Consider the following 25,205-nt stretch of genomic DNA (forward strand, 5'->3'; position numbering starts at 1 on the left):
AGTTAATAGCTCGTGCGCCGGGAACGGTTTTGGGCGCTTGCAAAATCGTCCAATCGGGGCTATCGGACGCGGCAATGTCCGGGATGCCGGGCAAGCAAAGTCAGTACGTGTTGGTTTCCACGCGTCCATGGACGACCGCTGGTCGGCGAGGTTTCGCCCACCGGCGCTTTTTCGTTTGGACCCGGAATTCGGCCCGTGATCGGCGGAAGGAACGAACGATGTTCGACAGTCTGAGCGATCGGTTAGGCACCGTTTTCGACCGTTTGCGCGGCCGTGGTGCCTTGACCGAGGCCGATGTGCGCGGCGCGATGCGCGAAGTGCGGATCGCCCTGCTCGAAGCCGACGTCGCGCTGCCCGTCGTGCGCAGCTTCGTCGAACAGGTCACCGAACTGGCGGTCGGGCAGGACGTGCTGCGTTCGGTCACGCCGGGCCAGATGGTCGTCAAGATCGTCCATGACGGGCTCGTCGAGATGCTCGGTTCGCAATCGTCCGAGCTCGATATCGACGTTACCCCGCCCGCGGTCGTGATGATGGTCGGCCTGCAGGGTTCGGGCAAGACGACGACGACGGCGAAGATCGCCAAGCGATTGAAGGACAAGCAGGGCAAGCGCGTCCTGATGGCGTCGCTCGACGTCAATCGTCCCGCCGCGCAGGAACAGCTCGCGACGCTCGGCGCCCAGATCGACGTTGCGACGCTGCCGATCGTCGCCGGGCAGATGCCGGTCGATATCGCCAAGCGCGCGCTGCAGTCGGCAAAGCTGCAGGCGTTCGATGTCGTCCTGCTCGACACCGCCGGTCGGCTTCACGTCGACCAGCAATTGATGGACGAGATGCAGGCGGTGGCGCGGATCGCGACGCCGACCGAAATGCTGCTCGTCGTCGACAGCCTTGCCGGGCAGGACGCGGTCCAGGTCGCGCAGAACTTCTCCGAACAGGTCGCGCTGACCGGCGTCGTCCTCACCCGGATGGACGGCGATGCACGCGGCGGTGCCGCGCTGTCGATGCGCGCGGTCACCGGCAAGCCGATCAAGTTCGCCGGCGTCGGTGAAAAGCTCGACGCGCTCGAGATCTTCGATCCCAGCCGCGTGGCCGGACGCATTCTCGGCATGGGCGACGTCGTCAGCCTGGTCGAGCGTGCGGCCGAGACGATCAACCAGGAAGACGCCGAGGCGATGGCGGCGAAGATGGCCAAGGGCCAGTTCGACCTCAACGACCTGCGCATGCAGTTGAAGCAGATGGCGCAGATGGGCGGCCTCGGTGCGCTCGCCGGCATGATCCCGGGGATGAAGAAGGCGCAGGCGGCGATGGCGCAGGGCGGCGTCGACGACAAGATGCTCGTCCACATGGACGCGATGATCGGGTCGATGACGCCGAAGGAACGCGCCGCGCCTCAGATCATCAACGCCAAGCGCAAGATCCGCATCGCCAAGGGGTCGGGGACGACGGTGCAAAGCGTCAACCGCCTCTTGAAGATGCACAAGGACATGGCGACCGCGATGAAGAAGATCCGCAAGATGGGCGGGCTCAAGGGGCTCGCCGGCATGCTCGGCAAGGGCGGCGGCGGCATGGGCGGCCTCGGCGGTCTGCTCGGCGGCGGTGGCGGGATGCCGCAACTGCCCGGCGGGATGGATAAATTCAAGAAGTAGCAATCAGTTAATCGTTCAACCTCAATTCGTTATTATTCGTTTCAAAGGAAAATATCATGGCAACCGTAATCCGTCTTTCGCGTGGTGGCTCGAAGAAGCGCCCTTATTACAAGATGGTCGTCGCCGATTCGCGCAGCCCGCGTGACGGCAAGTTCATCGAGCGTATCGGCAGCTACAACCCGCTGCTCGCCAAGGACGACGAGAAGCGCGTTGTGCTCGACGCCGAGCGCGCCAAACACTGGATCTCGGTCGGCGCGACGCCGTCGGACCGCGTTGCCCGGTTCCTCGACGCCGCCGGCGTGATCGAGCGCGCACCGCGCAACAACCCCAACAAGGCAAAGCCGGGCGAGAAGGCCGTCGAGCGTGCTGAAGAGCGTGCCGAGAAGGCTGCTGCTGCCGTCGAAGCGGCCAAGGACGCCAAGGACGCCGAAAAGGCTGCCAAGGAAGCCGAGACCGTCGAAGTGGCCGCCGAAGCGGTTGAAGACGCCACGACCGACGCTCCTGCTGAAGCGGCACCTGAAGCTGCTGCCGAAGAAGCAAAGGCTGAAGAGGCTCCTGCCGAAGACGCCAAGGCTGACGAAGCCGCTCCGGCTGAAGACGCCAAGGCCGACGACGCCGAAAAGACCGAGGGCTAAGCCAGTCTCTCCCCTCCCGCTTGCGGGAGGGGATGGGGGTGGGCATTGTCTGACCATGCCCGACTTCAAGCCCAGGAATACGTCGCGCGCTCGGCAGCTTCGCAACGCAGCGACGCCCGCCGAACGCGTTCTGTGGCAAGCGCTTTCCGGGCGGAAAATCAAAGGCGCGAAGTTCAGTCGGCAAATGCCGGTCGGCCCGTATTTCTGTGATTTCCTGTGTCGGGAATTTCACTTGGTCGTCGAAATTGACGGCTATTCGCATGACTTAGCGGTGGAAGAAGACGCGGTACGCACTCGGTTTCTGGAAGGCCAAGGTTTGCGGATTTTGCGTTTTTCCAACGAGGATGTTGTTGAAAATATAGAGGGTGTCGTTGTGGCGATAGACGAAGCGATTCCCAAGCCCACCCCACATCCAGCCGGGAGTGAGCCTTCAGGGCGGGCGCCCCACCCGGACGGCCCACCCCAAACCCCTCCCGCAAGCGGGAGGGGCTTAAATCGCCGCGTCGTGCTGGCCGCCATTTCGGGGGCGCATGGCGTGGCGGGCGAGGTGCGCCTCAAGCTGTTCGCCGACGGCCCCGACAGCCTCAAGCGCTATGGCAGCTTCGAAGTCGACGGCCGCACGCTGACGCTGACCAAGATCCGGCCCGCCAACCACGGCGCGGTCGCGCGCTTTGCCGAGATCGCCGACCGCACCGGCGCCGAGGCGATGCGCGGTACCGTGCTGACCGTCGCACGGTCGGCGCTGCCGGCGCTCGAAGAGGGCGAATATTACCATCACGACCTGATCGACCTGCCGTGCGTTTCGAGCGACGGCGAGACGCTCGGTACCTGCGTCGCGGTCGAGAATTTCAATGCCGGTGATGTCGTCGAGATCGAACGTGAGAACGGCAAGCGCTTCATGGTGCCGATCGCCGCGGTCACCGTCGGTGAAACGCAGCTGACGATCGATTCCGATTTCGTCGAATGACCTTCGCCGCACAAATCCTGACGCTTTATCCCGAGATGTTTCCCGGGCCGCTTGGCCACAGCATCGCCGGGCGCGCGCTGGGCGAGGGCAAATGGTCGTGCGATGCGATCCAGATCCGCGATTTCGCCACCGACAAGCACAAGAGCGTCGATGACACGCCGTCGGGCGGCGGGGCGGGGATGGTGATGCGTGCCGACGTGCTGGCGCGCGCGGTCGATGCCGCGATCGAACGCCAGCCCGACGCGCCCGTTCTGGCGATGACACCGCGCGGCGAGCCGCTGACCCAGGCGCTGGTGCGCGAGCTCGTCGCGGGACCGGGTGTGACGATCCTGTGCGGCCGTTTCGAAGGAATCGACGAGCGCCTGTTCGAAGGTCGTCCGATCCGTCCGGTGTCGATCGGCGACTATGTCCTTTCGGGCGGAGAAGCGGGCGCTTTGGTCGTTCTCGACGCTTGCATTCGCCTGTTGCCCGAGGTAATGGGCGCGCCGAAGAGCGGAGATGAGGAATCGTTTGAAAACGGCCTCCTCGAATATCCGCACTACACCCGGCCTAATGATTGGGAAGGGCGCACGATCCCCGAAGTGCTGCGATCGGGGGATCATGCGAAGATCGCCGCCTGGCGAAAGCAAAAGGCGGACGACGACACACGGTTACGCAGGCCGGACCTTTGGGAGCGCCACAATGGCGCTCGGGACCGACCTGCCTCTGGCGCGCGGCGAGAAAAGAAGGACTGACGGGCGATGAACCTGATCCAGACGATTGAAGCCGAAGAAATCGGCAAGCTGAACCAAACCGACAAGATTCCCGAATTCCGCCCCGGCGATACGCTGCGCGTCGGCGTCCGCGTCGTCGAAGGCGAACGCACCCGCGTGCAGAACTTCGAAGGCGTGTGCATCGCCCGGTCGAACCGCGCGATGGGTTCGAACTTCACCGTGCGAAAGATGAGCTTTGGCGAAGGCGTCGAGCGCGTCTTCCCGCTCTATTCGCCCAACCTCGATTCGATCACCGTCGTCCGCAAGGGCGATGTGCGTCGCGCCAAGCTTTATTACCTGCGCGGCCGCACCGGTAAGCGTGCCCGCATCGCCGAGCGTCGCGACACGCGTCCCGAAGAGGCCGCCGCGGCTGCCAAGACGGCGCCCAAGGCCGACACCAAGGCTGCAGCGAAGAGCGAAGCCAAGGCCGATACCAAGACCGAAGGCTAAGCCAGCATTGCATGGCATCGCGCATTGCGCGATGAAGGGGGCGCCCGACCGATTGGTCTGGCGCCCTTTTTCGTGTCTTTCCCGGAGAGTTATGCGTGAAGAAATTCGTCCTGTTGTCGGCCGCCGCGGCGTTGCTGTCGCTGCCCACTGTCGTGTCCGCGCAAGATAAGCCCGCAACGGTGACGCAAGCCCAGCAACAGAAACTGACGCTCGAACGCGTGTTCGCCAGCCCCGATCTTTCGGGCAGCGCGCCGCGCGGCGTGCGGCTGTCGCCCGACGGCAAGCTGCTCACGCTGCTGCGCGGCCGTGAAGACGAAAAGGACCGGTTCGACCTGTGGGCGCTCGACACGCAAACGGGCGACTGGCGGATGCTGGTCGATTCGGAAAAGGTCGGCAGCGGCGCCGAGCTGTCCGAAACCGAAAAGATGCAGCGCGAGCGCAAGCGGATCGGCAGCTTGAAGGGCATCGTCACCTATGACTGGGCACCCGACGGCAAGGCGATCCTCGTGCCGATCGATGGCGACCTCTATCTGGCGCGGCTCGACGGCAGCGTCGAGCGGCTGACGCAGACCGAGGCGAGCGAGCTCAATCCGGCGATCAGTCCGGCGGGCGGTTATGTCAGCTTCGTCCGCGACGGCCAGCTGTGGGCAGGGGCGCTCGGCGGCGAAGCGCACGCAATTACCCCGATCGAGGGCGATACGGTCCATTGGGGCGAGGCCGAATTCGTCGCGCAGGAGGAGATGGACCGCTCGACCGGCTATTGGTGGTCGCCCGATGACAAGCGCATCGCGGTCGAACGCTTCGACGAAGCGCCGGTCGGCATCGTCACGCGCGCCGCGATCGGCGCCGAAGGGACCAAGGTTTACGAACAGCGCTACCCCGCCGCGGGCACCGACAATGTCCTCGTCGACCTCTACGTCGTCGATCCCGTCGGGCAGAAGCGCGTCAAGGTCGACCTTGGCGCCGACCGCGACATCTATCTCGCGCGGGTCGACTGGGCGCCCGACGGCAAGACGCTCTACGTCCAGCGCGAAAACCGCGCGCAGACGCAGCTCGATATGCTTAGCGTCGATCCTGCAACGGGCACATCGCGCGTCCTGTTCAGCGAAAAGGCCACCGACAAAAGCTGGGTCAACCTCAGCAACAATTACAAATTCCTCAACGACGGTAGCCTGATCTGGTGGTCCGAACGCGACGGTTACGGGCATCTCTATCGGTTCAAGGACGGCAAATGGACGCAGCTGACCAAGGGCGACTGGGTCGTCACCGGGCTGGTTGGCGTCGATCAGGCCAAGGGCCGCGTCTATTTCTCGGCAAACAAGGACGATGTCCTCGCGCAGCAGGTTTATGCGATCGACCTCGCCAACCCGGAAAAGGTCACGCGACTGACCGATCCGGCATTTACCAACGGCGCGTCGATGGATGCGTCTGCCTCGCGCCTGATCGTCAGCCGGTCGAACCCTTCGCAGCCGTCGCAGGTCTATCTTGCCGACACGACAGGCAAGCGGATCGCCTGGATCTCCGAAAACGCGCTCGATGCGAACCACCCCTATGCGCCTTATCTCGCGAGCCATGTCACGCCGAGCTTCGGCACGATCAAGACCGCCGACGGCGCGACGCTGCACTACAAGATGATGACGCCGCCGATCGAGCCCGGGAAGACCTATCCGGTGTTCTTCGAACATTATGGCGGGCCGCACTCCCAGACCGTTACCAAGGGCTGGAGCGGGGCTATGGCGCAATATATCGTCGATCAGGGCTATATCTATTTCGAGCTCGACAATCGCGGTTCGGCCAATCGCGGGGTTGATTTCGAACAGCCGCTCTATCGCGCGATGGGCGGTATCGAGGTGTCCGACCAGCTCGCCGGGGCGCACTTCCTCAAATCGCTGCCCTATGTCGATGGCAAGCGGATCGCGACCTATGGCTGGTCGTACGGCGGCTATATGACGCTCAAGATGCTCGAAGCGAACCCGGGGGTCTATGCGGCGGGCATTTCGGGCGCGCCGGTGACCAAGTGGGAGCTTTACGACACGCATTATACCGAGCGCTACATGGGCGACCCGCGCGAGGTTGCCGCGGCCTATACCAGGGCCGACGCGATCGAGGACGCAGGCAAGATCACCGATCCGCTGCTCCTCATCCACGGCATGGCCGACGACAATGTCGTGTTCGAAAACTCGACCGCGCTCGCCGCCAAGATGCAGGCCGAAGGCGTGCCGTTCGAGATGATGTTCTATCCCGGCCAGACGCACTCGGCGGGCCGCTCGCGCGGGGTCCATGTGTGGAAGACGATCTTCGACTTCCTCGAGCGTAACGGCATAGCTCCCAAGGCCAGGTGACGCGATGAACCAGGCGTCGGAAGGGGAGGAGAAACTCGGCCTGCATGCTGCCTGGGCGATGGCGGTCGGCGGGATGATCGGCGGCGGGATTTTCGCGACGCTCGGCGTGGTCATCGCGCTCGCCGGCAGCCTCGCCTGGGTCAGCTTCCTGATCGGTGGCCTGATCGCGCTGGCAACCGGGTACAGCTATGCGCGGCTGACCGTGAGCTATGATCGCAGCGGCGGCGCCTACACCTTCCTCAAGCAGGCGGGCCATAATGCCAGTGCGCGGATCGTCGCCTGGATCCTGATCCTCGGTTATATCCTGACGGTTTCGGTCTACGCCTATACCTTCGGCGCCTATCTCGGCTTTGCCATCGGCGGGCCAGGCTGGTTGCCCGGAGCATCGGCGGCGGCGGCGATCATCGTGCTGACCGGGGTGAACCTGCTCGGTGTCGGCGAAGCGTCGGGGGTCGAGATTTTCGCGGTCTGGATCAAGCTGGCGGTGCTCGTCGCGCTCGCTGCGCTGGGTATCTGGCACTGGGCGCCAGAGCAGCTGGCGCTATCGGGGATCGCGCCGGGCTGGTCGGGCGCGCTGGTCGGCGCGGCGTCGGTCTTCATCGCCTACGAAGGTTTCCAGCTGCTCGCCTATGATTACGAGGACATGCGCGATCGCAAGGTGCTGATCGGTCGGGCGATGCCGGTGGCGATCGTCACTGCGACGATCGTCTATATCGTTGTCGCCCTCGGCACTGCGATGCTCGTCGGGGCCGATCAAGTCGTCGCGCAGAAAGAGGTCTCGCTGGCGATGGCGGGGCGCGTGGCGCTGGGCCAGACGGGCTTCGTCGCGGTGACCATTGCCGCAGCCTTCTCGACCGCGTCGGCGATCAATGCGACGCTCTTCGCCACGGCGCGCCTGTCGCGCGACGTCGCCGAACAGGGCGATCTGCCGGCGATTTTCACCCGGACCGACCGTGAGGGCATTCCCTATGTCGGCATCCTGATTATCGCCGCTTTGGCGCTGGTGCTGGCGGTGGTCGGTGGCCTCGCGTCGCTCGTCCAGTCGGCCAGCATCGTGTTTCTCGCTGTGTTCGGGATCGTCAATGCGATCGCGTGGCGTCGCCAGGCCGGGCCGCAATGGGTCGCGGGCGCGGGCGCGCTGGGATCGGCGCTGGCGCTCGTTACGCTCGCCGCGCACTTCGCCGGTCTGGTCTAGCGATCCTTGGCCGGAACCGTTTCGCGGTCGATGATCCGCGTATAAAGGTGCCAGGTGGCATAGCCGAGCCACGGCAATATTGCGGCGAGGCCGATGAACAGCGGCAGCGCACCAATCAGCAGCATCGCCGCGATGATCGTTCCCCAGCCGATCAGCACGCGAGGGTTGGCGCGAAACGCGGCGAACGATGTCGCCAGCGCGCTTCGCGCGTCAACCTCGCCGTCGACCAGCATCGGCAGGGAGACGATGCTTGCCGCGAGCACCAGCACCGCGAACAGCGCGCCGACGAGGTTGCCGACGATGATCAGCGTCCAGCCGGCTCGCGTGTCGACCAGCAGGTGAAGGAACGCGCCGATCGACGGCGCCTGCCATTCGTCGACCACGGCGAGGTAGGCCAGCGCGGCGGCACCGAGCCAGAGGAAGAAGATCGCCACGAGCAGCGCGGCGACCGCGAGGATCGCATCGGCAGCGGGGCGCCGCGCGAAGTCCCAGAAATGCGCGAAGCCCGATTCAAGCCCCGCCTCGCGTCGGCGGGCGAGTTCGTAGAAGCCGATCGCCGAGACCGGGCCGAGCAGCGCCATTCCGGCCAGGATCGGGAAGACCAGCGGCAACAGTCCGGCATTGAGTGCGAGCGCGGCGGCTATGATCGCGAGCAGCGGATAGAACAAGGCGGCGAAATAGATGTCGCCGCGCATCGCCAGCAGGTCGTTGAAGCCTTGCTGCAACGCCCAGCGCAGGTCATCGGCACCGATCGTGCGGACGGTTGGCCTGGCAGCGGCAGGGGCGGGGGGTGCGGTTCGGGTCGCGGGCATGGTGTATCTCCTCCCGTTGCTCGGAGGCGGCGACTGCGCGGGGTCACCCGGCGATACGCCGTCGCCGCCTTATAGCACGATCGGGCGCGCGACGGGAGATTATTGCTTGGTTCGCGGGGCGTGCGTCCCTAGATGGGCGGCATCGCATATCGGGAGTACTGTCACATGGGTTATCGGATCGCTGTCGTCGGCGCGACGGGCAATGTCGGGCGCGAGATGCTCAACATCCTCGCCGAACGCGAATTCCCGGTCGAAGAAATCGCCGCGGTCGCCAGCTCGCGCTCGCACGGGACCGAGATCGATTTCGGCGACAGCGGCAAGATGCTCAAGGTCCGCAACCTCGAACATTTCGATTTCACCGGCTGGGACATGGCGCTGTTTGCCGCCGGCTCAGAAGCGTCGAAGAAATACGCGCCGATCGCCGCCAAGGCGGGCTGTGTCGTGATCGACAATTCGAGCTATTTCCGGATGGACCCCGACGTTCCCCTGGTCGTGCCAGAGGTCAATCCCGACGCGATCGACGGCTATACCAAGCGCAACATCATCGCCAATCCCAACTGCTCGACCGCGCAGATGGTCGTCGCGCTGAAGCCGCTCCACGACGAGGCCAAGATCACGCGCGTCGTCGTGGCGACCTACCAATCGGTGTCGGGCGCGGGCAAGAGCGGGATGGACGAGCTGTTCAGCCAGACGCGCGACATCTTCGTCGGCGACAAGGGCGAGCCGAGCACCTTCACCAAGCAGATCGCGTTCAACGTCATCCCGCACATCGACAGCTTCCTCGACGACGGGTCGACCAAGGAAGAATGGAAGATGGTCGCCGAGACCAAGAAGATCCTCGACAGCAAGATCAAGGTGACGGCGACGTGCGTGCGCGTGCCCGTCTTCGTCGGCCATTCGGAAGCGATCAACATCGAATTCGAACGCGAGATCACCGCCGAGCGCGCGCGCGAAGTGCTGCGCGAGGCACCCGGCATCATGGTCGTCGATAAGCGCGAGGACGGCGGCTATGTCACCCCGGTCGAATGCGTCGGCGACTATGCCACATACATCAGTCGCATCCGCGAGGATTCGACCGTCGAAAACGGCCTCAACCTGTGGTGCGTCAGCGATAACCTTCGCAAGGGCGCGGCATTGAACGCGGTGCAGATCGCCGAACTGCTGGGCCGCAAGCACCTCAAGAAGGGTTGAGCGACAGCAAGGTCAGTGCGGCAGATCCTTGGGGTCGGCCTTCGCGGCTAGCTTGGGTTTGCGCAGGAACAGGACGAGAAACACCGACAGGCCGGTCAGGATCATCATCATCCAGAAATCGTCGAGATAGGCGATCATCGCCGCCTGGCGGGTGACCTCGCCATTAAGCGCGGCGAGCATGGTATCGCCGGTCGAGCCCAGGATGGCGGTGATTGCCGGGTCGATATTGCCGGTGTTGTAGGCGGTCACCTGCCCGGCGAGGTCGGCATGGCTGATCTGCAGGTTGCGCGCCAGCACGGTGGTGCAGATCGAGATGCCGACCGACGCGCCGAGGTTGCGGCACAGGTTGAGCAGGCTCGACGCCTCGGTGCGATATTGCGGTTGCAGCGTCGCGAACGCGGTAACGTTGAGCGGGATGAAGATCAGTCCCATGCCGAGCCCCTGGATCAGCCCCGAGAGGACGATCGGGCTGCTTCCCATGACCAGCGTCCACTGCGTCATCGTGTAGAGCGAATAGGCGGTCAGCAGCGTACCGGTGCCGATCAGGATGCGCGTGTCGAACCCGCGCTGGATGAGCTGCCCGGCGACCGCCATCGAGATCAGCACGCCGACCCCGCGCGGCATCAGCAGCAGGCCGGTATCGAGCACGGGATAGCCGTAGAGCGTCTGGAGCAGCGGCGGCAGCAGCGCCATCACCGCCATCACGACGAGACCGACGACGAGCATGAAGATCAGCGAGGTGACGAGGTTGCGGTTGGCGAGCATCGCGCGGTCGAACATCGGGTTGCGCGCGGTCAGCATGTGGACCGCGAACATCCACCAGGCGGCGAGCGATACGCCGGCCTCGATGATGACCTCGGTCGACTGGAACCAGTCATTGGCCTGGCCGCGGTCGAGCATCAGCTGGAGCGCACCGATCGCGATCGCGAGCAGCGAAAATCCGAACAGGTCGAACTTGCGCCGTCGCAACGGACGCGAAGGGAGCAGCGCGGAAAGCACCGCAAAACACAGGATACCGATCGGCACGTTGACGTAGAACACCCAGCGCCAGTTGTAGTTTTCGGTCAGCCAGCCGCCGAGCAGCGGGCCGAGGATCGGGCCGATCATGATCCCCATGCCCCAGATCGACATCGCTCGCGCGTGGCGGCTGGGGCGGTTGATGTCGAGCATCACCGATTGGCTGAGCGGATTGAGGAAGGCGGCGAAAATTCCCTGGAAGACGCGAAAGATCACCATCTGGTCGAGGTTCTGCGCGAGGCCGCAGGCCATCGAGGCGAGCACGAAACCGACCACGGAAATCAGGAACAGGCGCCGCGAACCGAGCCGGTCGGCCAGCCAGCCGGTGATCGGGATCGCTGCAGCCGAAGCGATGATATAGCTCGTCAGCACCCAGGTGACGGTATCGGCGGTCGCACCGAGCGATGCCTGCATGTGCGGCAGCGCGACGTTGGCGATCGTCGAATCGAGGATCTGCATGATCGTCGCCGCCATCACCCCGATGGTCAGCAGGCCTGGCATCGTCGCCGGCGTCGCGGGGACGTCGGCGGCCTGCGCGGCATCGAGCGCGCTCTGCGCCGCGACCCCGGACCTGGCAGGATCAGCGGCCCGTGACGCCACGGACATCGACCTTTATCTTGGCCGACAGGCCGGCGATCAGCGGGCGCGGGCTCTTGTCGTCGATCGCGATGCGCACCGGCACGCGCTGCGTCACCTTGACCCAGTTGCCGTTGGCGTTCTGCGCCGGGAGGACCGAAAATTCGCTGCCGGTGCCAGCGCCGATGCTCGCCACATGCCCCTTGAGCTCGAGTTCGGGATAGGCGTCGAAGGTCACCGTCGCGGGCTGGCCGACGCGCATGTTGTCGAGGTCGGTTTCCTTGAAATTGGCTTCGACCCAGCTCGACGCATTGGCGACGATGCTGACCGCGGGGAGGCCGGTGACCATCATCTGGCCGACCTGGAGCCGGTCCGACTGGCTGACCGTACCCGACACCGGTGCGCGCACGACGGTGCGCCTGAGGTTGAGTTGGGCGGCCTGTTGCTGCGCGGTTGCTGCCGCGATCGCGGGGTTCTCGCCGGGGACCGCAGACCCGGTGGCGAGTTTGGCCTTCGCTTCGGCCGCACTGGCCTGAGCATTGCTGACCGCAAGCCTCGCCTGCGTCACTTCATGCTGCGCCGCCTGCAGGTCGGTCTTGGTCGTGAAGCCACGCGCCATCAGCGCCTGTTGCCGGCCGAGCGCTTCCTGCGCCAGCCGGACGCGATCCTGCGCGGCGGCAATATCGGGCACCGATGCGGCATAGCTCGACTGGAGCGAGGCGACGTTGACCTGGGCCCCGGCGATTGCCGCCTGTGCCTGCGCCAGCCCGATGCGATAGGGGTCGGGATCGATGCGGAAGAGGATGTCGCCCGCCTCGACATGCTGGTTTTCCTTCACATCGACCTCGACGATACGACCCGCGACATCGCTCGCGACGGCGACCTTGTCCTGCTGGACATAGGCGTTGTCGGTCGAGACATAGCGGCCCGAGGTCAGCCAGAAATAGCCACCGACCGCGACGAGGATCAGCGGCAGGCCAAGCATCAGGACCCAGCGTCCGATGCGGCTGCGCGGCGCTGTCGCCTGTTCAGTGGCGACGGGTTCGGCCGTGGCACGTTCAGCGACGGGTGCCGACGGCACGTCGATCGGGCTATCGGCGACCGACCGTTCGGGTTTGTCAGGCATGTCCATTCAAAGGCTCCTGTCCGCATGAGGACAAATTTTCGCGTACGCGGGTGACAAGGCGTTCAAACTCGGCGCGTTCGGCTGGCGACAATCCGTCGAGCGCCTGGTCGACGAGGTCGTCGGCCATCGTACGCAGATCGCGAACGATCGGCATCGCGCATTCGGTCAGGTAGATTTTCCAGGCGCGGCGATCATCGGGATCGGGCCGGCGTTCGATATGCCCCGCCTCGACCAGCCGGTCGACCATTCGCGAAACGGTAATCGGTTCGACCTCGAGCCGGTCGGCGAGGAAGCCCTGGCTGGCGCCGGGGTTGCGCAAGATCCAGGCAAGCAGGCGCCATTGCAGGCTGGTGACCCCGGTTTCGATCGCACGCGCATCGAGCGCCTTGCGAAACAGACGCGCCGCGTCGTTCATCAGGAATCCGATGCTTTCTGTCATAGCGCGCGATATAATAGCACTAGCTACTATTGCAAGCGCGCGTTCTCGCCGCTTGGCGAACCGCGTTCGCGTCGCTAATCGGCGGTCATGACCGTATCGCAGCACATATTTACCGCGTCCGACGGCGCGCGCCTTGCCTGGAGCGAGATGGGTGAGGGGCATCCGCTCATCCTGCTCCACGGCCTGTTTTCGAACGCGGAGATCAACTGGATCAAATTCGGCCACGCCACGACCATCGCCGCGGCGGGCTATCGCGTCATCATGCCCGACCTGCGCGCGCATGGCGGCAGCGCCGCCCCGCACGACGCCGCATCCTATCCGCACGACGTCCTCGCGCGTGATGCCGAAGAGCTGATCGCGCATCTCGGCCTCGACGATTACGATTTTGGCGGTTTCTCGCTCGGCGCGCGAACCACCGCGCGGCTCGTGGTGCGCGGCGCGCGGCCGGGCAAGGCGATCCTCGCAGGGATGGGACTCGAAGGCCTCGCCGGCTGGACACGGCGCAAGGATTTCTTCCTCGATGCGATCGCCAACTTCGACGATGCCAAGCGCGACAGCCCATGGTTCATGGCGATCAGCTTCATGAAGACGATGAAGGTCGACCGGACCGCGGCAAAACTGCTGCTGCAGAGCTTCGCCGATACCGACGCGGAGGAGCTTGCTGCATTTACCATGCCCACCGCCGTCGTTTGCGGCACCGAGGATCGCGACAATGGGGCTCCCGACGCGCTCGTCGCCGCGTTGCCCGATGCGACGCTTTATCCGGTTCCGGGGACGCACATGTCGTCGGTCGCCAAGCCCGAGCTCGGCGCGGCGATCGCGGCCTTCCTGTCGGCTTGATTGGACTGCGCTCGTAAAGGAATCGTGTGCCATCGGCGGTACGCGTGACGTGACCTGCGCCGCTGCGCTGCGTAGCGAATGGGCACGCGCGACTTAAACATTTGCGGGTCTGCGCTCAGGAATGCGTGCAATCAATGCGCTTCGTGAGGCATGCGACCGACGATTGACCTTTGCTCATGGCTCTGTAGATTTCGCATGGCTTTCCAATTGGGGGAGCCGACACCGTTCTTGGGCGGGGGAGACACGATGGTGCGCGCAATGCTCAACGGCTTGGTGGCAACACTGGCAACGATACTCTTGGTGACGGCGAGCCCAGTTAGTGCACAGGCGCTGACGGACACGACGCCGATCAAGGAATTTACGCTACAGAACGTTCAGTCGGTCCTCAGGGGACTTGGCGCGAAGACGAGCGTTTTGGAGAACAATGGACAGCCCTTTGTTCGCGCGGAGATGGAATCGGGCCTCATTGCCATCTACCAGCCGACGGCCTGTACCGATGGCAGCGACTGCGCCGGACTCAATATCATGGCCGCCTGGGATCGCCCCAAGGGCTGGTCGGATGCCAAGCTGTTAAAGGCGCTGTCGGACTTTGAAAACGAATACAGCTTCATCAAGGCCGGCGTTCTGAACGACGGCAGTATCTACGTCCAGCGCTACGTCATTTGCGACTTCGGCACCTTTGCGGGAAACATCAGGGTCGAGGCGACGACCTTCAGCTCGATTGCCGCCGCCTTTTCCAAGATCGTCAATCCTTAGCGGAAGGGCGGCTCGTTGAACGCGCGGAGCTTGCGGCTATGCAGCTTGGCGCCGTCGTCGCGCAGCATTTCGCAGGTGCGGATGCCGATCTGCATGTGCGCGGCGATCGCCTGTTCGTAGAAACGGTTGGCCTGTCCCGGTAGCTTGAGTTCGCCGTGGAGAGGCTTGTCGCTGACGCATAGCAAGGTCCCATAGGGTACGCGGAAGCGGTAACCCTGAGCGGCGATCGTCGCCGATTCCATATCGATCCCGACCGCGCGTGAGAGCGAAAACCGCAGGGCCGAGCGCGTATAGCGCAGTTCCCAGTTGCGATCATCGGTCGTCACGATCGTGCCGGTGCGCATGCGTTTCTTGAGCTCGGCGCCATGCGCGCCTTCGACATCGCCCGCGGCGGCGGCGAGCGCCTGCTGAACCTCGGCGATCGGCGGGATCGGGATTTCGGGCGGCAGCACGTCGTCGAGGATATGATCGTCGCGCAGATAGGCGTGAGCGAGGACATAGTCGCCGATCCGCTGCGTCGGGCGCAGACCGCCGCAATGGCCGATCATCAGCCATGCCTCGGGGCGCAGGACCGCGAGATGATCGGTGATCGTCTTGGCGTTCGACGGACCGACGCCGATGTTGACCAGCGTGATGCCGCTGCGATCCTCGCCGATCAGGTGATAGGCCGGCATCTGGTGACGGCGCCACGCACTGTCGGCGACGAGCCGTGACGGATCGGCTTCGTTGGTTTCGGTGTACAGGCCGCCGGCGCCCGATAGTGCGGTGTATTTGCCCTTGCCGATCTGGCCACAGGCCCAGTCGACGAACTCGTCGACATAGCGGTGATAGTTGGTGAACAGGACATAGCGCTGGACGTGCTCGGGCGGCGTGCCGGTATAATGGCGCAGCCGCGCGAGGCTGAAATCGGTGCGCAGCGCATCGAACAGCGCGAGCGGGTGTTGGTTGGCAAAGATGTTGAACTGGCCGTCGGCGATCTCGTCGCCGATATCGGCAAGCTCGGTCGTCGGGAAATGCCGCGCAAGGTCGAGCGGGCGAACATCGCCCATCTCATAATCGCCCGACGGATCGAGGACGTAGGGGAAGGGGATTTCCTGCTTGCTCGGCGTGACTTCGACGCTGATCTTGTATTGCTGCGTAAGCAGGTCGATCTGCTCGGACAGGTAATCGCCGAACAGCTCGGGATGTGTCACCGTCGTCACATAAACGCCGGGTTTTTCGAGCCGGCCGAAGGCGAGGTTGTGGACCGCCTCGTTTTCTTCGCCTGCATAGGTGATGCGCAGTTGCGGATAGGCAAAACTGCCGTCGGTCCGCCGCGCGGGGTCGGGGATGGTTCCGTCGGCGACGAAGGCGGCAATCGCCTTGCGCAAATTGTCGATGGAGCGGTCGTAGGCGTCCTGTAGGTCGCGCAGGATCTTTTTGGTATCTGTCATGAACCGCGCATAAGGGCTTTTTGCGCGGCTGTCACGGGGGGCTGGCAAGCTGCCTGCCCCCCGTTGCGCAGATCGGTTATCAGAGCTGGTCGAGCATGTGCTCGGCGCTGCTGACCCGGTACTCGCCGGGCGCTTCGACGTTGAGCTGGGTGACTACGCCGTCGTCGACGACCATCGAGAAGCGCTGGCCGCGATGGCCGAGGCCGAACGCGGTGCCGTCCATTTCAAGACCCAGCGCCTTGGCGAAATCGCCATTGCCGTCGGCGAGCATCGTGACGTCGCTCGATCCGTCGGCCTTGTTCCAGGCGCCCAGGACGAACGGATCGTTGACCGCGGTGCAGACGATCTCGTCGATTCCCTTGGCGCGCAGGGCATCGGCCTTTTCAACGAAGCTTGGCAAATGCTTGGCCGAACAGGTCGGGGTGAAGGCGCCCGGGACAGAGAACAGCGCGACCTTGCGACCTGCGAAGAATTCGCCGCTCTTGACCTGTTGCGGGCCGTCTGGGGTGACCTTGACCAACGTGGCTTCGGGAATATTCTGGCCTTGTTCGATCGCCATGAAACTGTCTCCTGGATGTTTGAGGACGGGCGAACGCGTCAACCCGATGCGCGCCAATTTCGTGTACCCGTGGGCGATTATCAAGGGGGAGCGATTGCGCCGAGCCTAGCTTTACCGGTCGTACGCCTTATCTAGAAGGGATGAGTGCCCTCGACCAGCTCGCCGGCCATCTCCTGCTGGCCCTGCCGACGATCGGCGATCCGCGTTTCCATCATTCGGTCATCGCGATGTGCTCGCACGATGAAGAGGGTGCGCTTGGCATCGATATCGGCTCACCGATCGAGGGCATGACGGTCGGCGACGTCTTCACGCAGTTCGACATCGCGACGACGCAACGCTTCGACCAGCCGGTGCTGTTCGGCGGCCCGGTCGAGCCGCAGCGCGGCTTTATCCTCCATGGCGACGACTGGGACACGCCCGGTGCGCTGAAGGTTGCCGGTCTCTGGTCGCTCAGCGCGTCGATCGAGACGTTGCGTGCGATTGCGGCGGGCGAGGGGCCACGCGACTGGTTGCTCGCCTTGGGCTATGCCGGCTGGGGTGCCGGTCAGCTCGAAGGCGAGATCGCCGCCAACGCATGGCATATCGGCGATTACGACGAGCGCTGCTTCTATCGCGAAGCGCCGCGCGACAAATGGGGCGCGAGCTTCGCCGCCCAGGGAATCGATGCCGACCGGATATCCTCGGCCGCCGGATCGGCCTGAGCGGTCCAACGCGGATCGGCTCCGATGCGTTCGAACGGGCCATATAAAGAAATCTTTATATTGCAGTTTGAGCTCCCATTGGCTAAAGGCGCGCCCGAACCGCCGTTGCTTGCGCAATGCTCGCGCTGCACGGCATCTTCGCCATTAAATCAGGAGCCCGTTATGGCCACCGCCGAGACCCTCGACCGCGATTACGTCATCACCGACATTTCCCTTGCCGATTACGGCCGCAAGGAAATCGACATCGCCGAAACCGAAATGCCCGGCCTGATGTCGCTGCGCGAGGAATTCGGCGCGAAAAAGCCGCTCAAGGGCGCGCGCATCACCGGTAGCCTGCACATGACGATCCAGACCGCGGTGCTGATCGAGACGCTGACTGCATTGGGTGCCGAAGTCCGCTGGGCATCGTGCAACATCTTCTCGACGCAGGACCATGCTGCCGCCGCAATCGCCAAGACCGGCGTGCCCGTCTTCGCGGTCAAGGGCGAGACGCTTGAGGAATATTGGGATTACGCCGCGCGCATCTTCGACTGGGAAAAGGATGGCGATGGCCAGACCTGCAACCTGATCCTCGACGACGGCGGCGACGCCACCATGTTCGCTCTGTGGGGCGCACGCGTCGAAGCGGGCGAAGAGCTGTTCACCCCCGAGAACGAAGAAGAAGAGGTGTTCGCCGCAACGCTCAAGCGCTTCCTCGCCGAGCGTCCCGGCTACCTCACCAAGACCGTCGCTGCGATCAAGGGCGTCTCGGAAGAGACCACCACCGGCGTCCACCGCCTTTACGAGCTCGCCAAGAAGGGCAAGCTGCCGTTTCCCGCGATCAACGTCAACGACAGCGTCACCAAGTCGAAGTTCGACAATCTCTACGGCTGTCGTGAGAGCCTGGTCGACGCGATCCGTCGCGCGACCGACGTCATGCTGTCGGGCAAGGTCGCCTGCGTCGCCGGTTTCGGCGATGTCGGCAAGGGCAGCGCCGCGTCGCTGCGCCAGGGCGGCGCTCGCGTCCTCGTCACCGAAGTCGATCCGATCTGCGCACTGCAGGCGGCGATGGAAGGCTATGAAGTCGTGACGATGGAAGACGCGGTCAAGCGTGCCGACATCTTCGTCACCGCGACGGGCAATGCCGACGTCATCACCGTCGATCACATGCGCGCGATGAAGAACATGGCGATCGTCTGCAACATCGGCCACTTCGACAGCGAAATCCAGATCGGCGCTTTGTCGAACATGAAATGGACCGAGATCAAGCCGCAGGTCGACGAAGTCGAATTCGCCGACGGCAAGAAGCTGATCATCCTTGCCAAGGGCCGCCTGGTAAACCTCGGCTGCGCCACCGGCCATCCCAGCTTCGTGATGAGCTCGAGCTTCACCAACCAGGTGCTTGCGCAGATCGAGCTGTGGGAAAACACCGACGGCTACAAGAACGACGTCTACGTCCTGCCCAAGCATCTCGACGAAAAGGTCGCCGAGCTGCATCTCGAAAAGCTTGGCGTGAAGCTGTCGAAGCTGAGCCAGAAGCAGGCCGACTATATCGGCGTCCCCGTCGAAGGCCCGTTCAAGCCCGACCACTACCGCTATTGATCGGGCGGAAATTCCGGCGGATCGGGATAGGCGTCAAACACATCGCCTAGCTCGATCCGCAGGTCGGAAAGCCAGGGTGCGTAATTGCGCCACTGGTCGAGCCCGCTGGTATTGATCGGCTGGCGAACTTGCTCCGAGCTTGCAGTGCGGACGGCGCGATCGTTCGTCCAGAATTCGACGCAGGCTTGCTCGAAAGGCAGATCGAGAAACGACAGCATGCGATCGACCTGACATTTCAGGTCAGCGACGACATCCTCATGATGTACCCGCAGAATTGCGTGAGGAAACATTCGCGTAAAGTGCTCGGTTAACCGTACATATTCGAAATAATAGCGTCCCAGGTCTTTAAGATTATAGCTAAACCCTTGCCCGCGCGCGAACTTTTGCTTAAAATTGGAAAACCCGCTGGCCATCGGATTTCGCCTTGCATCGATGATACGCGCATTGGGAAACAGGAGCCGGATGAATCCTATATCGGCCCAGTTGTTTGGCAGCTTATCGATAAAATAGAGGCGATCGGTCTTGCGATGACGCGACGATCGTTCCAGATATTCTTCTGCCAGTGCCTCGACCTCCGACTGGTTCAGGGTGGAAATGGCATCGATCGTTCGCTGCGGCACTTTCCAGTCTCGTGCCATCACTTTCTGGATCAGCGCGGGAATGTAGGGAAGTTCGGAGGTGCCTTCGATCGTCGAATGGCTCGAAAGGATCTGCTCGAGAAGCGTCGATCCCGCTCTGGGCATTCCGACAATGAAGATGGGCGCGCGAGACTGGGAACCCCAACCCGCTCGTTTCTGAAAGAACGCGGTGTCAAAGCCGGTACGAAAGGTTTCAATCTCGGCAGAGAAGCTATCGCGATCGAAATTCGAACGTCGCTTTTCCAACGCGTTTCCGGTCTGATAAAAGTCGAACGACTTAGCGTAATCCTGTTGATCCTCATAAGCCTTGCCCAAGGCAAAACAGATTTGGATATGATCATTGGCGTGAAGCTTCCCGGCTTCAATCAAGTTCGCCATCGCTTGAATCTCATCGGAAGAAAATCTGAATGTCTTCAGATTTGCGAGACTCCAGTGCGCGTCTCCCGAGGTGGGTGAGAGCGATATCGAACGGCGATAGGCCACAATAGCCTTGTCGGTTGCACCAATCGTTTTGAGAAGGTGAGCGTAGCTTAGCCAGCCTCTAGCGTTGTCGGGCCGACGCTTGGTAAAGTCCGCATAGAGGGTTTCGGCCCGGTCGTAATCGCCGCTTTGCGCATACATCTGCCCAAGTGCCTGAACGACCATAAAATCCTCCGGGTTTTGGGCGAGCAGTACTGCGTTGGACTCGAGCGCCCGCGCAAATTCTCCTTGGCGCCAGTAACAGTCGGCGAGGCCCAATCTTGCCGTTTTATGATCGGGATCGCGTTCGAGCGCTTCTTTGAGCAAGCGTTCGGCATCCTCGTCTATCCCAAGCCGTGCAGCAAGGAGACCGAGCAACGTGCGCGCATCTGCGTCATCATCGTTTTGCATTATCCGGTGACGGGCGATGCTCTCTGCACGGCGAAAGTCGTTGCGCGAAAATGCATGGAACGCATCGCGCATTTCCCGATCTAACCCGGTCTGATTCATTGATCGGGCCAAGGCGAGAAACGACGCTTTCTAATCCAGCGGGAGGCGATGATCTTTTCCCCTTTTGTAACGGGAAGCCCGGCATGAACTGCCAGTGGATCGGGTTGATTCCCTTGGCAATTGTAGAACATCATCGCCGCACCCTTTTCAAGGCGGACCTTTACACCGGCCAACGGGAATTCGGTTTCGCCGCCACTAAACCGGTCATCCAGGCAGATTAGGAACGTAATCAGACGGTCGTTATCGTCGCCTGCCACATTATCGACGTGGGGGCGGTATTCGTCGCCGACGCGATACCTCAGGATTTGTAGGGGTTCACCCTGGTCCACGTCGGTTGAGCTGGCCAAAGCGATGCGTCTGTTGATCGCATGGACGAACGGGGACTCCGACAGAATGCCAAAAAAGGCGCTGTGTGCCTTGCGAACCGGATCGTGGATCAGCCTGCCGCTGTACGGATCGACAACCTGGGCCGGACGCGACATGGGTGCCGATAAGCTGATCAGCATGTCGCACTCGTCAGCCGTCAGGAATTGAGCAATCCGGGCGATGCGAGGTTTCGCGCTGATCTGCTCGAGTTGTGCGGCCGTTACGGGGTTGCCGTCGCTCGTCAGAACCATTGAATCTATGAGCTTTATGGTTCGTTCGGTCTGCGCATCGACGGTCGCGACATGGCGATAGCTTGCCAGTGCCGCTGTCCAATCGCGCCGTTGGGCTATGCCGCGCGCTGCGAAATTTCCCACCATCCGGACTGCGTCAAGGTTACCTGCTGCTGCAGCTTGACTGAATAATTCGCGTGCACGTTTGAAATCGCGTTGCGCCGGTGCGCAGTCGATAAGGTCATATGCGCGATTGAACAAAGCCGCGCCGAGATTAGCGGATCGAGAGTCTGCAATCATGGACTATCCCAAAAAAAAGGGGCCGAAACGCGTTCGGCCCCTTTTATCAATGTTATCTCGATTTTACATCTTGATCTGAACGCCAGTGTAAAAATAGCGTCCGGTATTGTTATAGATGCCGCTGCCGCCGCCGGCACCCGAAAGGCCGTAAGGTGGCTTCTTGTCGGCAATGTTATCGACACCGAAGTAGAAGCTGAATTTCGAGTTCGGGTCGATTGCAATCCGCGCGTCATGGTAGAACACTTCGGGGTAGTAATCGATCGAAAACGCATCGGCATTCCGTGGAGGAAGACCGCCCACACTCTTGATGTTCTCGATGGCGCCCGGCGTCATCTTGCCGATGTAGCGAAGCTTGTAGCCCAAGGTGAAGGCACCCGATTTGAACGATGTGCTTATGTTAAAGGCGTCGCGCGGATCGCCAAGCTCGTACAATATCTGATTAGGCGTGTTGGGGCTGGTGGGATCCAAGAAGTTATCATTCTGTAACACGCGAGTGTAAACGCCGCGCAGGTTAAGTTGTCCCAAATTCCCGATTTGACGACGATAGTTCAAGTCGAAGTCGATACCGCGAACCTTAAGCTTGGCGTAGTTTAGTGGCCCCACTCGCAAGCTGTTTTCGATAACCTGGCCCTGGATTTCTCCATTGGGGCCGCCGCCGGGACCGGCACGGTCGAACAGATCGCAATACTGGTTGTCGATCGTGCTGGAGTCATAGCACTGGTTGAGGATAGTCTGCGCCCCCAGGCCGGCGATGACATTGTTCACGGTGATGTTGTAGTAATCAACGGTCAACGCGAATCCTGGCAAGAAGCGCGGCTGAAATACTCCGCCGAACGTGTAACTGTCCGAGGTTTCCGGCTCGAGGTTAGGATTGCCACCCGAAAGGTAGGGCAACGACGACGTATAGATGTAATCGTAACCGACGGGCACGCCATCTGCGCGGCAGTTTGCTTCGCGATTAGCCGTGCCAAGAGCGAGATTCCGATCCGAACAGGGATCAGCCGGCGGCGGCGTATAGTTTTGACCAAAAGGCGTATACAATTCGGCGAGATTGGGTGCGCGGACTGCACGGCTATAATTCCCGCGGAGACGCAAATCTTCGATTGGCGACCAATCTAGCCCGACGTTGTATGCTTTGACGAGCTTATGAATGCCCCTGTATTTGGCTAATCGTCCGGCTGCACTCAACGTCAGCTCTCTGAAAAATGGCAGATCGCGCAATATCGGAAGGCGGATTTCGCCATAAGCTTCCGTAACCTCGAAGGCCTTTGGATCAAATTCTGGGATCGCGTTGTAGAACGTGATCCCGGAGGACGTCAGTTCGTCTTGGACATAGTAGTTCGTTTCCCGCCGATATTCGGAACCGATGGCAAAACCAACGGGCCCACCCGGTAAGTTCAGGAACTGGCTCGTATCGCCGCTCATGAACCCACTGAGAACGAACTGCGTAATTTTGCCGCGCGCCAGCGAATTTGAAAGCACATAGTCCTTTGCAGCCTGGGTGATATTACCCTCACCGAAAAGGTTGATCGGGACGCAAGATGCCACATCCCCAGGGTAAGTCTGGTTGGAATAGGCATTTGTCGGATCGAACGGGCTTCCTGAAGCAGGGTCAACCTGCGCACGACAGACAACGTTGCCATTCGCGACGCCTGTCGTGGCTTCGCCTTGGTCAACCGCGTCGATGGCGAGCAACATACGCTGCAGATTGACGTTTCCGTCAATTCTGGTGCGCTCCTTGAATTCGCCGTAGTTTGCCGAAACTTCATAGTTCCAGTCGTCGTTGAAATCGCCTCGTACACCGACGACAGCGCGATACGTTTCTCGCTTCGCGCGTTCTTCGCGGTTTCCAAGCTCGACAACGTTGCGGCGGATGACGAATCCGTTCTGATCGGCGTCGGGAATTCCGTCGGCTCCGCTATTACCGGCGGCGTCGTAGTAGTCGCCATAATAATCGCGGATGATACCGGCTGCCTGATCAGTAAGGTAGGGATTGTCGGTGTACCACCGCTCGCCAACCGCACTCGTGAAATACGGACCAGAAGCATTGCTGACCGAGTCCGTACGCGAGTATTTCGCTTCCACAAACGGTACAAATGCGGGTGAAACCTCGAAATGGCCCACCAGGTTGGCGCTATAGCGATCGAGGTTAGGCAAGAAGCCAAACTGCTTTCCGTCGCGGAAATTATCGCCATTGCCGCCGATGAAGCTACCGACGGAAGGGCGCCCAACGCGAGTGCCCGTCTGCTTGACTAGTGTGCCGTCAGGCTGGAAAATATAAGGAGCATAGAACGATCCTCCATCATACGAGAGGAATGTACCGCCATTGCTATAAAGGGCGTTGCGAATATCCTGAAAGAATACAGCGTCTGGGTTGCCATCGCTACCATTGGGCGTGCCTGCTGGATCAGTATCTACGGTAATGAAACCGCTGCTTTGGCTATAGGCTGGGCGGTCCGACGCGTAAAACGGCAGCTGCTTTGCATATTCCAGGTTGATCGCAACATTGCCTCGCCCATCGGCGAAATTCCGTCCGGCCAAGATGCTGGTATAATAGGATCCGGCATCGCCATATTTGGAAATGCCAGCTTGCGCGCGTCCCTCGAGACCCTCGAAATCGTCCTTGAGAACGAAGTTGACTACGCCGGCGATGGCATCGGAACCATAAATCGCCGAGTTGCCGCCGGTGACAACGTCAACGCGTTCAATAAGATCGGTCGGGATCGTATTAACGTCGGGGCTGACGCTGTTGCTGAGGATGTCGCCGCCAACGTGACGCCGACCATTTACCAGGACAAGGGTGCGCTGAGTGCCGAGACCGCGAAGATCGAGCAGGTTCAGGCCAGCGGTACCAAGGAATCGGGTGGAATTCGACTGGCTGAAGGTGCTGCGCAGCGCAGGCAGTTCGTTGAGCGTATCGCCGACCGAAGTGCGGCCGGTTTCAAAAAACTCCGCGCCATCGACCGTCGTGACGGGCACCGTCGATTCCAGATTGGGCCTACGGATGCGCGAGCCTGTAACAACGATCGCGTCGCCCTGGGTGACTTCTGTGCCATCGGCCGACACCGTTGCGTCCGTAGCATCCTGATCGGCTGCGGCCTGCGCAGCTGCCTGGTCAGCATCATCGGTCGCATCCTGTGCGTAAGCCGGGCAAGCCAGTGCAATCGCGAGAACGGATGCGCCGATGCTTGCATGGTTGCGAAACCGTCGAAGCGTGGAAGGAAAAGATCTCGTATTCATGGCAATACCCCTAAAATTCCGACATCCCGATCCACGTCGAGACGTGGCATCATCGCGCCTTGGACTATACAAATTGCTGGTTGGAACGTCACAGGTCGGGGGAATCGAGTCAACTGCATGTGAGGTGCCGGGCTATAACTTTGGTCTAATGTGACAAATTAGCCACGCTATCGTTTGGTCCCGTCTCAGTTGCGACGATGGAGACCCAATTCGCCCAACATGTTTGCACATTGCTGTGCAATTTTTGATAAAAATGCGTACCCACTAAATTCGGAAATTGAGCGAAATGCCCATCAGGGGGGCGGCGGTGCATCTGTCCGAATCGTATCTTACGGGCTTCCAGCCCTTGTCCGCGAGAGATACGTCCTGATATCATCCGATCTCGGCCATCGTGCAGGGAAACGATTGCGGTGAGCGACCAGATAATGGGTCTTTGTAATCCTA

20 protein-coding genes and 2 pseudogenes are annotated in these 25,205 nt (G+C 61.9%); 13 read left to right on the forward strand and 9 right to left on the reverse strand.

Features of this window, described 5'->3' with window-relative positions; translation table 11 throughout:
• Nucleotides 1–218: 218 nt before the first annotated feature.
• From ffh to FSZ31_RS08860, 8 genes and pseudogenes are all read left to right on the forward strand, one after another.
• A complete protein-coding gene (gene ffh, locus FSZ31_RS08830; protein WP_147122985.1) occupies nucleotides 219–1,646 on the forward strand; it encodes a signal recognition particle protein in 1,428 nt (475 codons plus the stop codon).
• A 56-nt stretch (nucleotides 1,647–1,702) separates the two neighbouring features.
• Nucleotides 1,703–2,281: a 30S ribosomal protein S16 gene (gene rpsP, locus FSZ31_RS08835; protein WP_147122986.1), complete on the forward strand. Its 579-nt coding sequence runs from the start codon at nucleotides 1,703–1,705 to the stop codon at nucleotides 2,279–2,281.
• A gap of 55 nt (nucleotides 2,282–2,336) precedes the next feature.
• Nucleotides 2,337–2,612 (forward strand): annotated as a pseudogene (locus FSZ31_RS12895) (endonuclease domain-containing protein); the annotation flags it as partial.
• A 174-nt stretch (nucleotides 2,613–2,786) separates the two neighbouring features.
• Nucleotides 2,787–3,248 (forward strand): ribosome maturation factor RimM, encoded by a 462-nt coding sequence (gene rimM / locus FSZ31_RS08840; protein ID WP_236643766.1) that lies wholly within the window; start codon nucleotides 2,787–2,789, stop codon nucleotides 3,246–3,248.
• The gene (gene trmD, locus FSZ31_RS08845; RefSeq protein WP_147122987.1) at nucleotides 3,245–3,982 is read left to right on the forward strand and encodes a tRNA (guanosine(37)-N1)-methyltransferase TrmD; all 738 of its coding nucleotides are present in this window, start codon (nucleotides 3,245–3,247) and stop codon (nucleotides 3,980–3,982) included. The genes rimM and trmD overlap by 4 nt, the downstream gene beginning before the upstream one ends.
• Before the next feature lie 6 nt (nucleotides 3,983–3,988).
• Nucleotides 3,989–4,369 (forward strand): annotated as a pseudogene (gene rplS, locus FSZ31_RS08850) (50S ribosomal protein L19); the annotation flags it as partial.
• 233 nt (nucleotides 4,370–4,602) lie between these two features.
• Complete coding sequence (locus FSZ31_RS08855; protein ID WP_236643767.1) at nucleotides 4,603–6,792, forward strand: S9 family peptidase; 2,190 nt, start codon at nucleotides 4,603–4,605, stop codon at nucleotides 6,790–6,792.
• 4 nt (nucleotides 6,793–6,796) lie between these two features.
• Nucleotides 6,797–7,987: an APC family permease gene (locus tag FSZ31_RS08860; protein ID WP_147122990.1), complete on the forward strand. Its 1,191-nt coding sequence runs from the start codon at nucleotides 6,797–6,799 to the stop codon at nucleotides 7,985–7,987.
• On the opposite strand, the gene FSZ31_RS08865 is transcribed toward FSZ31_RS08860, so the two are convergent.
• A complete protein-coding gene (locus tag FSZ31_RS08865) occupies nucleotides 7,984–8,799 on the reverse strand; it encodes a DUF2189 domain-containing protein (protein WP_147122991.1) in 816 nt (271 codons plus the stop codon). The genes FSZ31_RS08860 and FSZ31_RS08865 overlap by 4 nt on opposite strands.
• Before the next feature lie 165 nt (nucleotides 8,800–8,964).
• On the opposite strand from FSZ31_RS08865, the gene FSZ31_RS08870 reads away from it, so the two are divergent.
• Complete coding sequence (locus FSZ31_RS08870) at nucleotides 8,965–9,990, forward strand: aspartate-semialdehyde dehydrogenase (RefSeq protein WP_147122992.1); 1,026 nt, start codon at nucleotides 8,965–8,967, stop codon at nucleotides 9,988–9,990.
• Nucleotides 9,991–10,002: 12 nt separating this feature from the next.
• On the opposite strand, the gene FSZ31_RS08875 is transcribed toward FSZ31_RS08870, so the two are convergent.
• The 3 genes from FSZ31_RS08875 to FSZ31_RS08885 are packed head-to-tail and all read right to left on the reverse strand — an operon-like array spanning nucleotide 10,003 to nucleotide 13,148.
• A complete protein-coding gene (locus FSZ31_RS08875; RefSeq protein WP_147122993.1) occupies nucleotides 10,003–11,613 on the reverse strand; it encodes a DHA2 family efflux MFS transporter permease subunit in 1,611 nt (536 codons plus the stop codon).
• Entirely contained in the window at nucleotides 11,588–12,715 is a 1,128-nt protein-coding gene (locus FSZ31_RS08880) for an HlyD family secretion protein (protein ID WP_236643740.1), read from the reverse strand. The genes FSZ31_RS08875 and FSZ31_RS08880 overlap by 26 nt, the downstream gene beginning before the upstream one ends.
• The gene (locus tag FSZ31_RS08885) at nucleotides 12,702–13,148 is read right to left on the reverse strand and encodes a MarR family winged helix-turn-helix transcriptional regulator (RefSeq protein WP_147122994.1); all 447 of its coding nucleotides are present in this window, start codon (nucleotides 13,146–13,148) and stop codon (nucleotides 12,702–12,704) included. The genes FSZ31_RS08880 and FSZ31_RS08885 overlap by 14 nt, the downstream gene beginning before the upstream one ends.
• An 87-nt stretch (nucleotides 13,149–13,235) precedes the next feature.
• Between FSZ31_RS08885 and FSZ31_RS08890 the strand changes: the two genes are divergently transcribed.
• Nucleotides 13,236–13,988 carry an alpha/beta fold hydrolase gene (locus FSZ31_RS08890; RefSeq protein WP_147122995.1) on the forward strand — a complete coding sequence of 251 codons (753 nt, stop codon included), beginning with the start codon at nucleotides 13,236–13,238 and terminating at the stop codon, nucleotides 13,986–13,988.
• A 195-nt stretch (nucleotides 13,989–14,183) separates the two neighbouring features.
• Entirely contained in the window at nucleotides 14,184–14,744 is a 561-nt protein-coding gene (locus tag FSZ31_RS08895) for a YbjN domain-containing protein (RefSeq protein ID WP_147122996.1), read from the forward strand.
• Here FSZ31_RS08895 and FSZ31_RS08900 read toward each other — a convergent pair.
• Together FSZ31_RS08900 and FSZ31_RS08905 are read right to left on the reverse strand one after the other, a co-directional pair.
• Entirely contained in the window at nucleotides 14,741–16,177 is a 1,437-nt protein-coding gene (locus tag FSZ31_RS08900) for an AMP nucleosidase (RefSeq protein ID WP_147122997.1), read from the reverse strand. The two genes, FSZ31_RS08895 and FSZ31_RS08900, sit on opposite strands and share 4 nt — an antisense overlap.
• 79 nt (nucleotides 16,178–16,256) lie before the next feature.
• Nucleotides 16,257–16,736 carry a peroxiredoxin gene (locus FSZ31_RS08905; RefSeq protein ID WP_147122998.1) on the reverse strand — a complete coding sequence of 160 codons (480 nt, stop codon included), beginning with the start codon at nucleotides 16,734–16,736 and terminating at the stop codon, nucleotides 16,257–16,259.
• Nucleotides 16,737–16,876: 140 nt separating this feature from the next.
• Between FSZ31_RS08905 and FSZ31_RS08910 the strand changes: the two genes are divergently transcribed.
• Both FSZ31_RS08910 and ahcY read left to right on the forward strand, forming a co-directional pair.
• Nucleotides 16,877–17,437, forward strand: a complete 561-nt coding sequence (locus FSZ31_RS08910; RefSeq protein ID WP_147122999.1) for a YqgE/AlgH family protein — start codon at nucleotides 16,877–16,879, stop codon at nucleotides 17,435–17,437.
• A 162-nt stretch (nucleotides 17,438–17,599) separates the two neighbouring features.
• Nucleotides 17,600–19,018 (forward strand): adenosylhomocysteinase, encoded by a 1,419-nt coding sequence (gene ahcY / locus FSZ31_RS08915; protein WP_147123000.1) that lies wholly within the window; start codon nucleotides 17,600–17,602, stop codon nucleotides 19,016–19,018.
• Here the strand turns inward: ahcY and FSZ31_RS08920 are convergent.
• The 3 genes from FSZ31_RS08920 to FSZ31_RS08930 all read right to left on the reverse strand — a co-directional run bounded on the left by FSZ31_RS08920 (nucleotide 19,012) and on the right by FSZ31_RS08930 (nucleotide 24,761).
• Nucleotides 19,012–20,625, reverse strand: coding sequence for a tetratricopeptide repeat-containing sulfotransferase family protein (locus tag FSZ31_RS08920; protein ID WP_147123001.1), 1,614 nt, complete (start codon nucleotides 20,623–20,625; stop codon nucleotides 19,012–19,014). The two genes, ahcY and FSZ31_RS08920, sit on opposite strands and share 7 nt — an antisense overlap.
• Nucleotides 20,622–21,521, reverse strand: a complete 900-nt coding sequence (locus FSZ31_RS08925; protein ID WP_147123002.1) for a 2OG-Fe(II) oxygenase — start codon at nucleotides 21,519–21,521, stop codon at nucleotides 20,622–20,624. Before FSZ31_RS08925 ends, FSZ31_RS08920 begins: the two co-directional genes overlap by 4 nt.
• Before the next feature lie 63 nt (nucleotides 21,522–21,584).
• Complete coding sequence (locus FSZ31_RS08930) at nucleotides 21,585–24,761, reverse strand: TonB-dependent receptor domain-containing protein (RefSeq protein WP_147123003.1); 3,177 nt, start codon at nucleotides 24,759–24,761, stop codon at nucleotides 21,585–21,587.
• Between the last annotated feature and the right edge of the window lie 444 nt (nucleotides 24,762–25,205).

This window comes from Flavisphingopyxis soli, from assembly GCF_007995095.1.
In the GTDB taxonomy this organism is placed as follows: domain Bacteria; phylum Pseudomonadota; class Alphaproteobacteria; order Sphingomonadales; family Sphingomonadaceae; genus Flavisphingopyxis; species Flavisphingopyxis soli.

Coding starts and splice junctions, on each gene's coding strand:
- FSZ31_RS08885 (WP_147122994.1), bottom strand. CDS start 13,148: ATGACAGAAAGCATCGGATTCCTGATGAACGACGCGGCGCGTCTGTTT.
- FSZ31_RS08890 (WP_147122995.1), top strand. CDS start 13,236: ATGACCGTATCGCAGCACATATTTACCGCGTCCGACGGCGCGCGCCTT.
- FSZ31_RS08895 (WP_147122996.1), top strand. CDS start 14,184: ATGGCTTTCCAATTGGGGGAGCCGACACCGTTCTTGGGCGGGGGAGAC.
- FSZ31_RS08905 (WP_147122998.1), bottom strand. CDS start 16,736: ATGGCGATCGAACAAGGCCAGAATATTCCCGAAGCCACGTTGGTCAAG.
- FSZ31_RS08920 (WP_147123001.1), bottom strand. CDS start 20,625: ATGAATCAGACCGGGTTAGATCGGGAAATGCGCGATGCGTTCCATGCA.
- FSZ31_RS08870 (WP_147122992.1), top strand. CDS start 8,965: ATGGGTTATCGGATCGCTGTCGTCGGCGCGACGGGCAATGTCGGGCGC.
- FSZ31_RS08925 (WP_147123002.1), bottom strand. CDS start 21,521: ATGATTGCAGACTCTCGATCCGCTAATCTCGGCGCGGCTTTGTTCAAT.
- FSZ31_RS08910 (WP_147122999.1), top strand. CDS start 16,877: ATGAGTGCCCTCGACCAGCTCGCCGGCCATCTCCTGCTGGCCCTGCCG.
- FSZ31_RS08865 (WP_147122991.1), bottom strand. CDS start 8,799: ATGCCCGCGACCCGAACCGCACCCCCCGCCCCTGCCGCTGCCAGGCCA.
- FSZ31_RS08875 (WP_147122993.1), bottom strand. CDS start 11,613: ATGTCCGTGGCGTCACGGGCCGCTGATCCTGCCAGGTCCGGGGTCGCG.
- ffh (WP_147122985.1), top strand. CDS start 219: ATGTTCGACAGTCTGAGCGATCGGTTAGGCACCGTTTTCGACCGTTTG.
- trmD (WP_147122987.1), top strand. CDS start 3,245: ATGACCTTCGCCGCACAAATCCTGACGCTTTATCCCGAGATGTTTCCC.
- FSZ31_RS08880 (WP_236643740.1), bottom strand. CDS start 12,715: ATGGACATGCCTGACAAACCCGAACGGTCGGTCGCCGATAGCCCGATC.
- ahcY (WP_147123000.1), top strand. CDS start 17,600: ATGGCCACCGCCGAGACCCTCGACCGCGATTACGTCATCACCGACATT.
- FSZ31_RS08860 (WP_147122990.1), top strand. CDS start 6,797: ATGAACCAGGCGTCGGAAGGGGAGGAGAAACTCGGCCTGCATGCTGCC.
- rpsP (WP_147122986.1), top strand. CDS start 1,703: ATGGCAACCGTAATCCGTCTTTCGCGTGGTGGCTCGAAGAAGCGCCCT.
- FSZ31_RS08930 (WP_147123003.1), bottom strand. CDS start 24,761: ATGAATACGAGATCTTTTCCTTCCACGCTTCGACGGTTTCGCAACCAT.
- FSZ31_RS08900 (WP_147122997.1), bottom strand. CDS start 16,177: ATGACAGATACCAAAAAGATCCTGCGCGACCTACAGGACGCCTACGAC.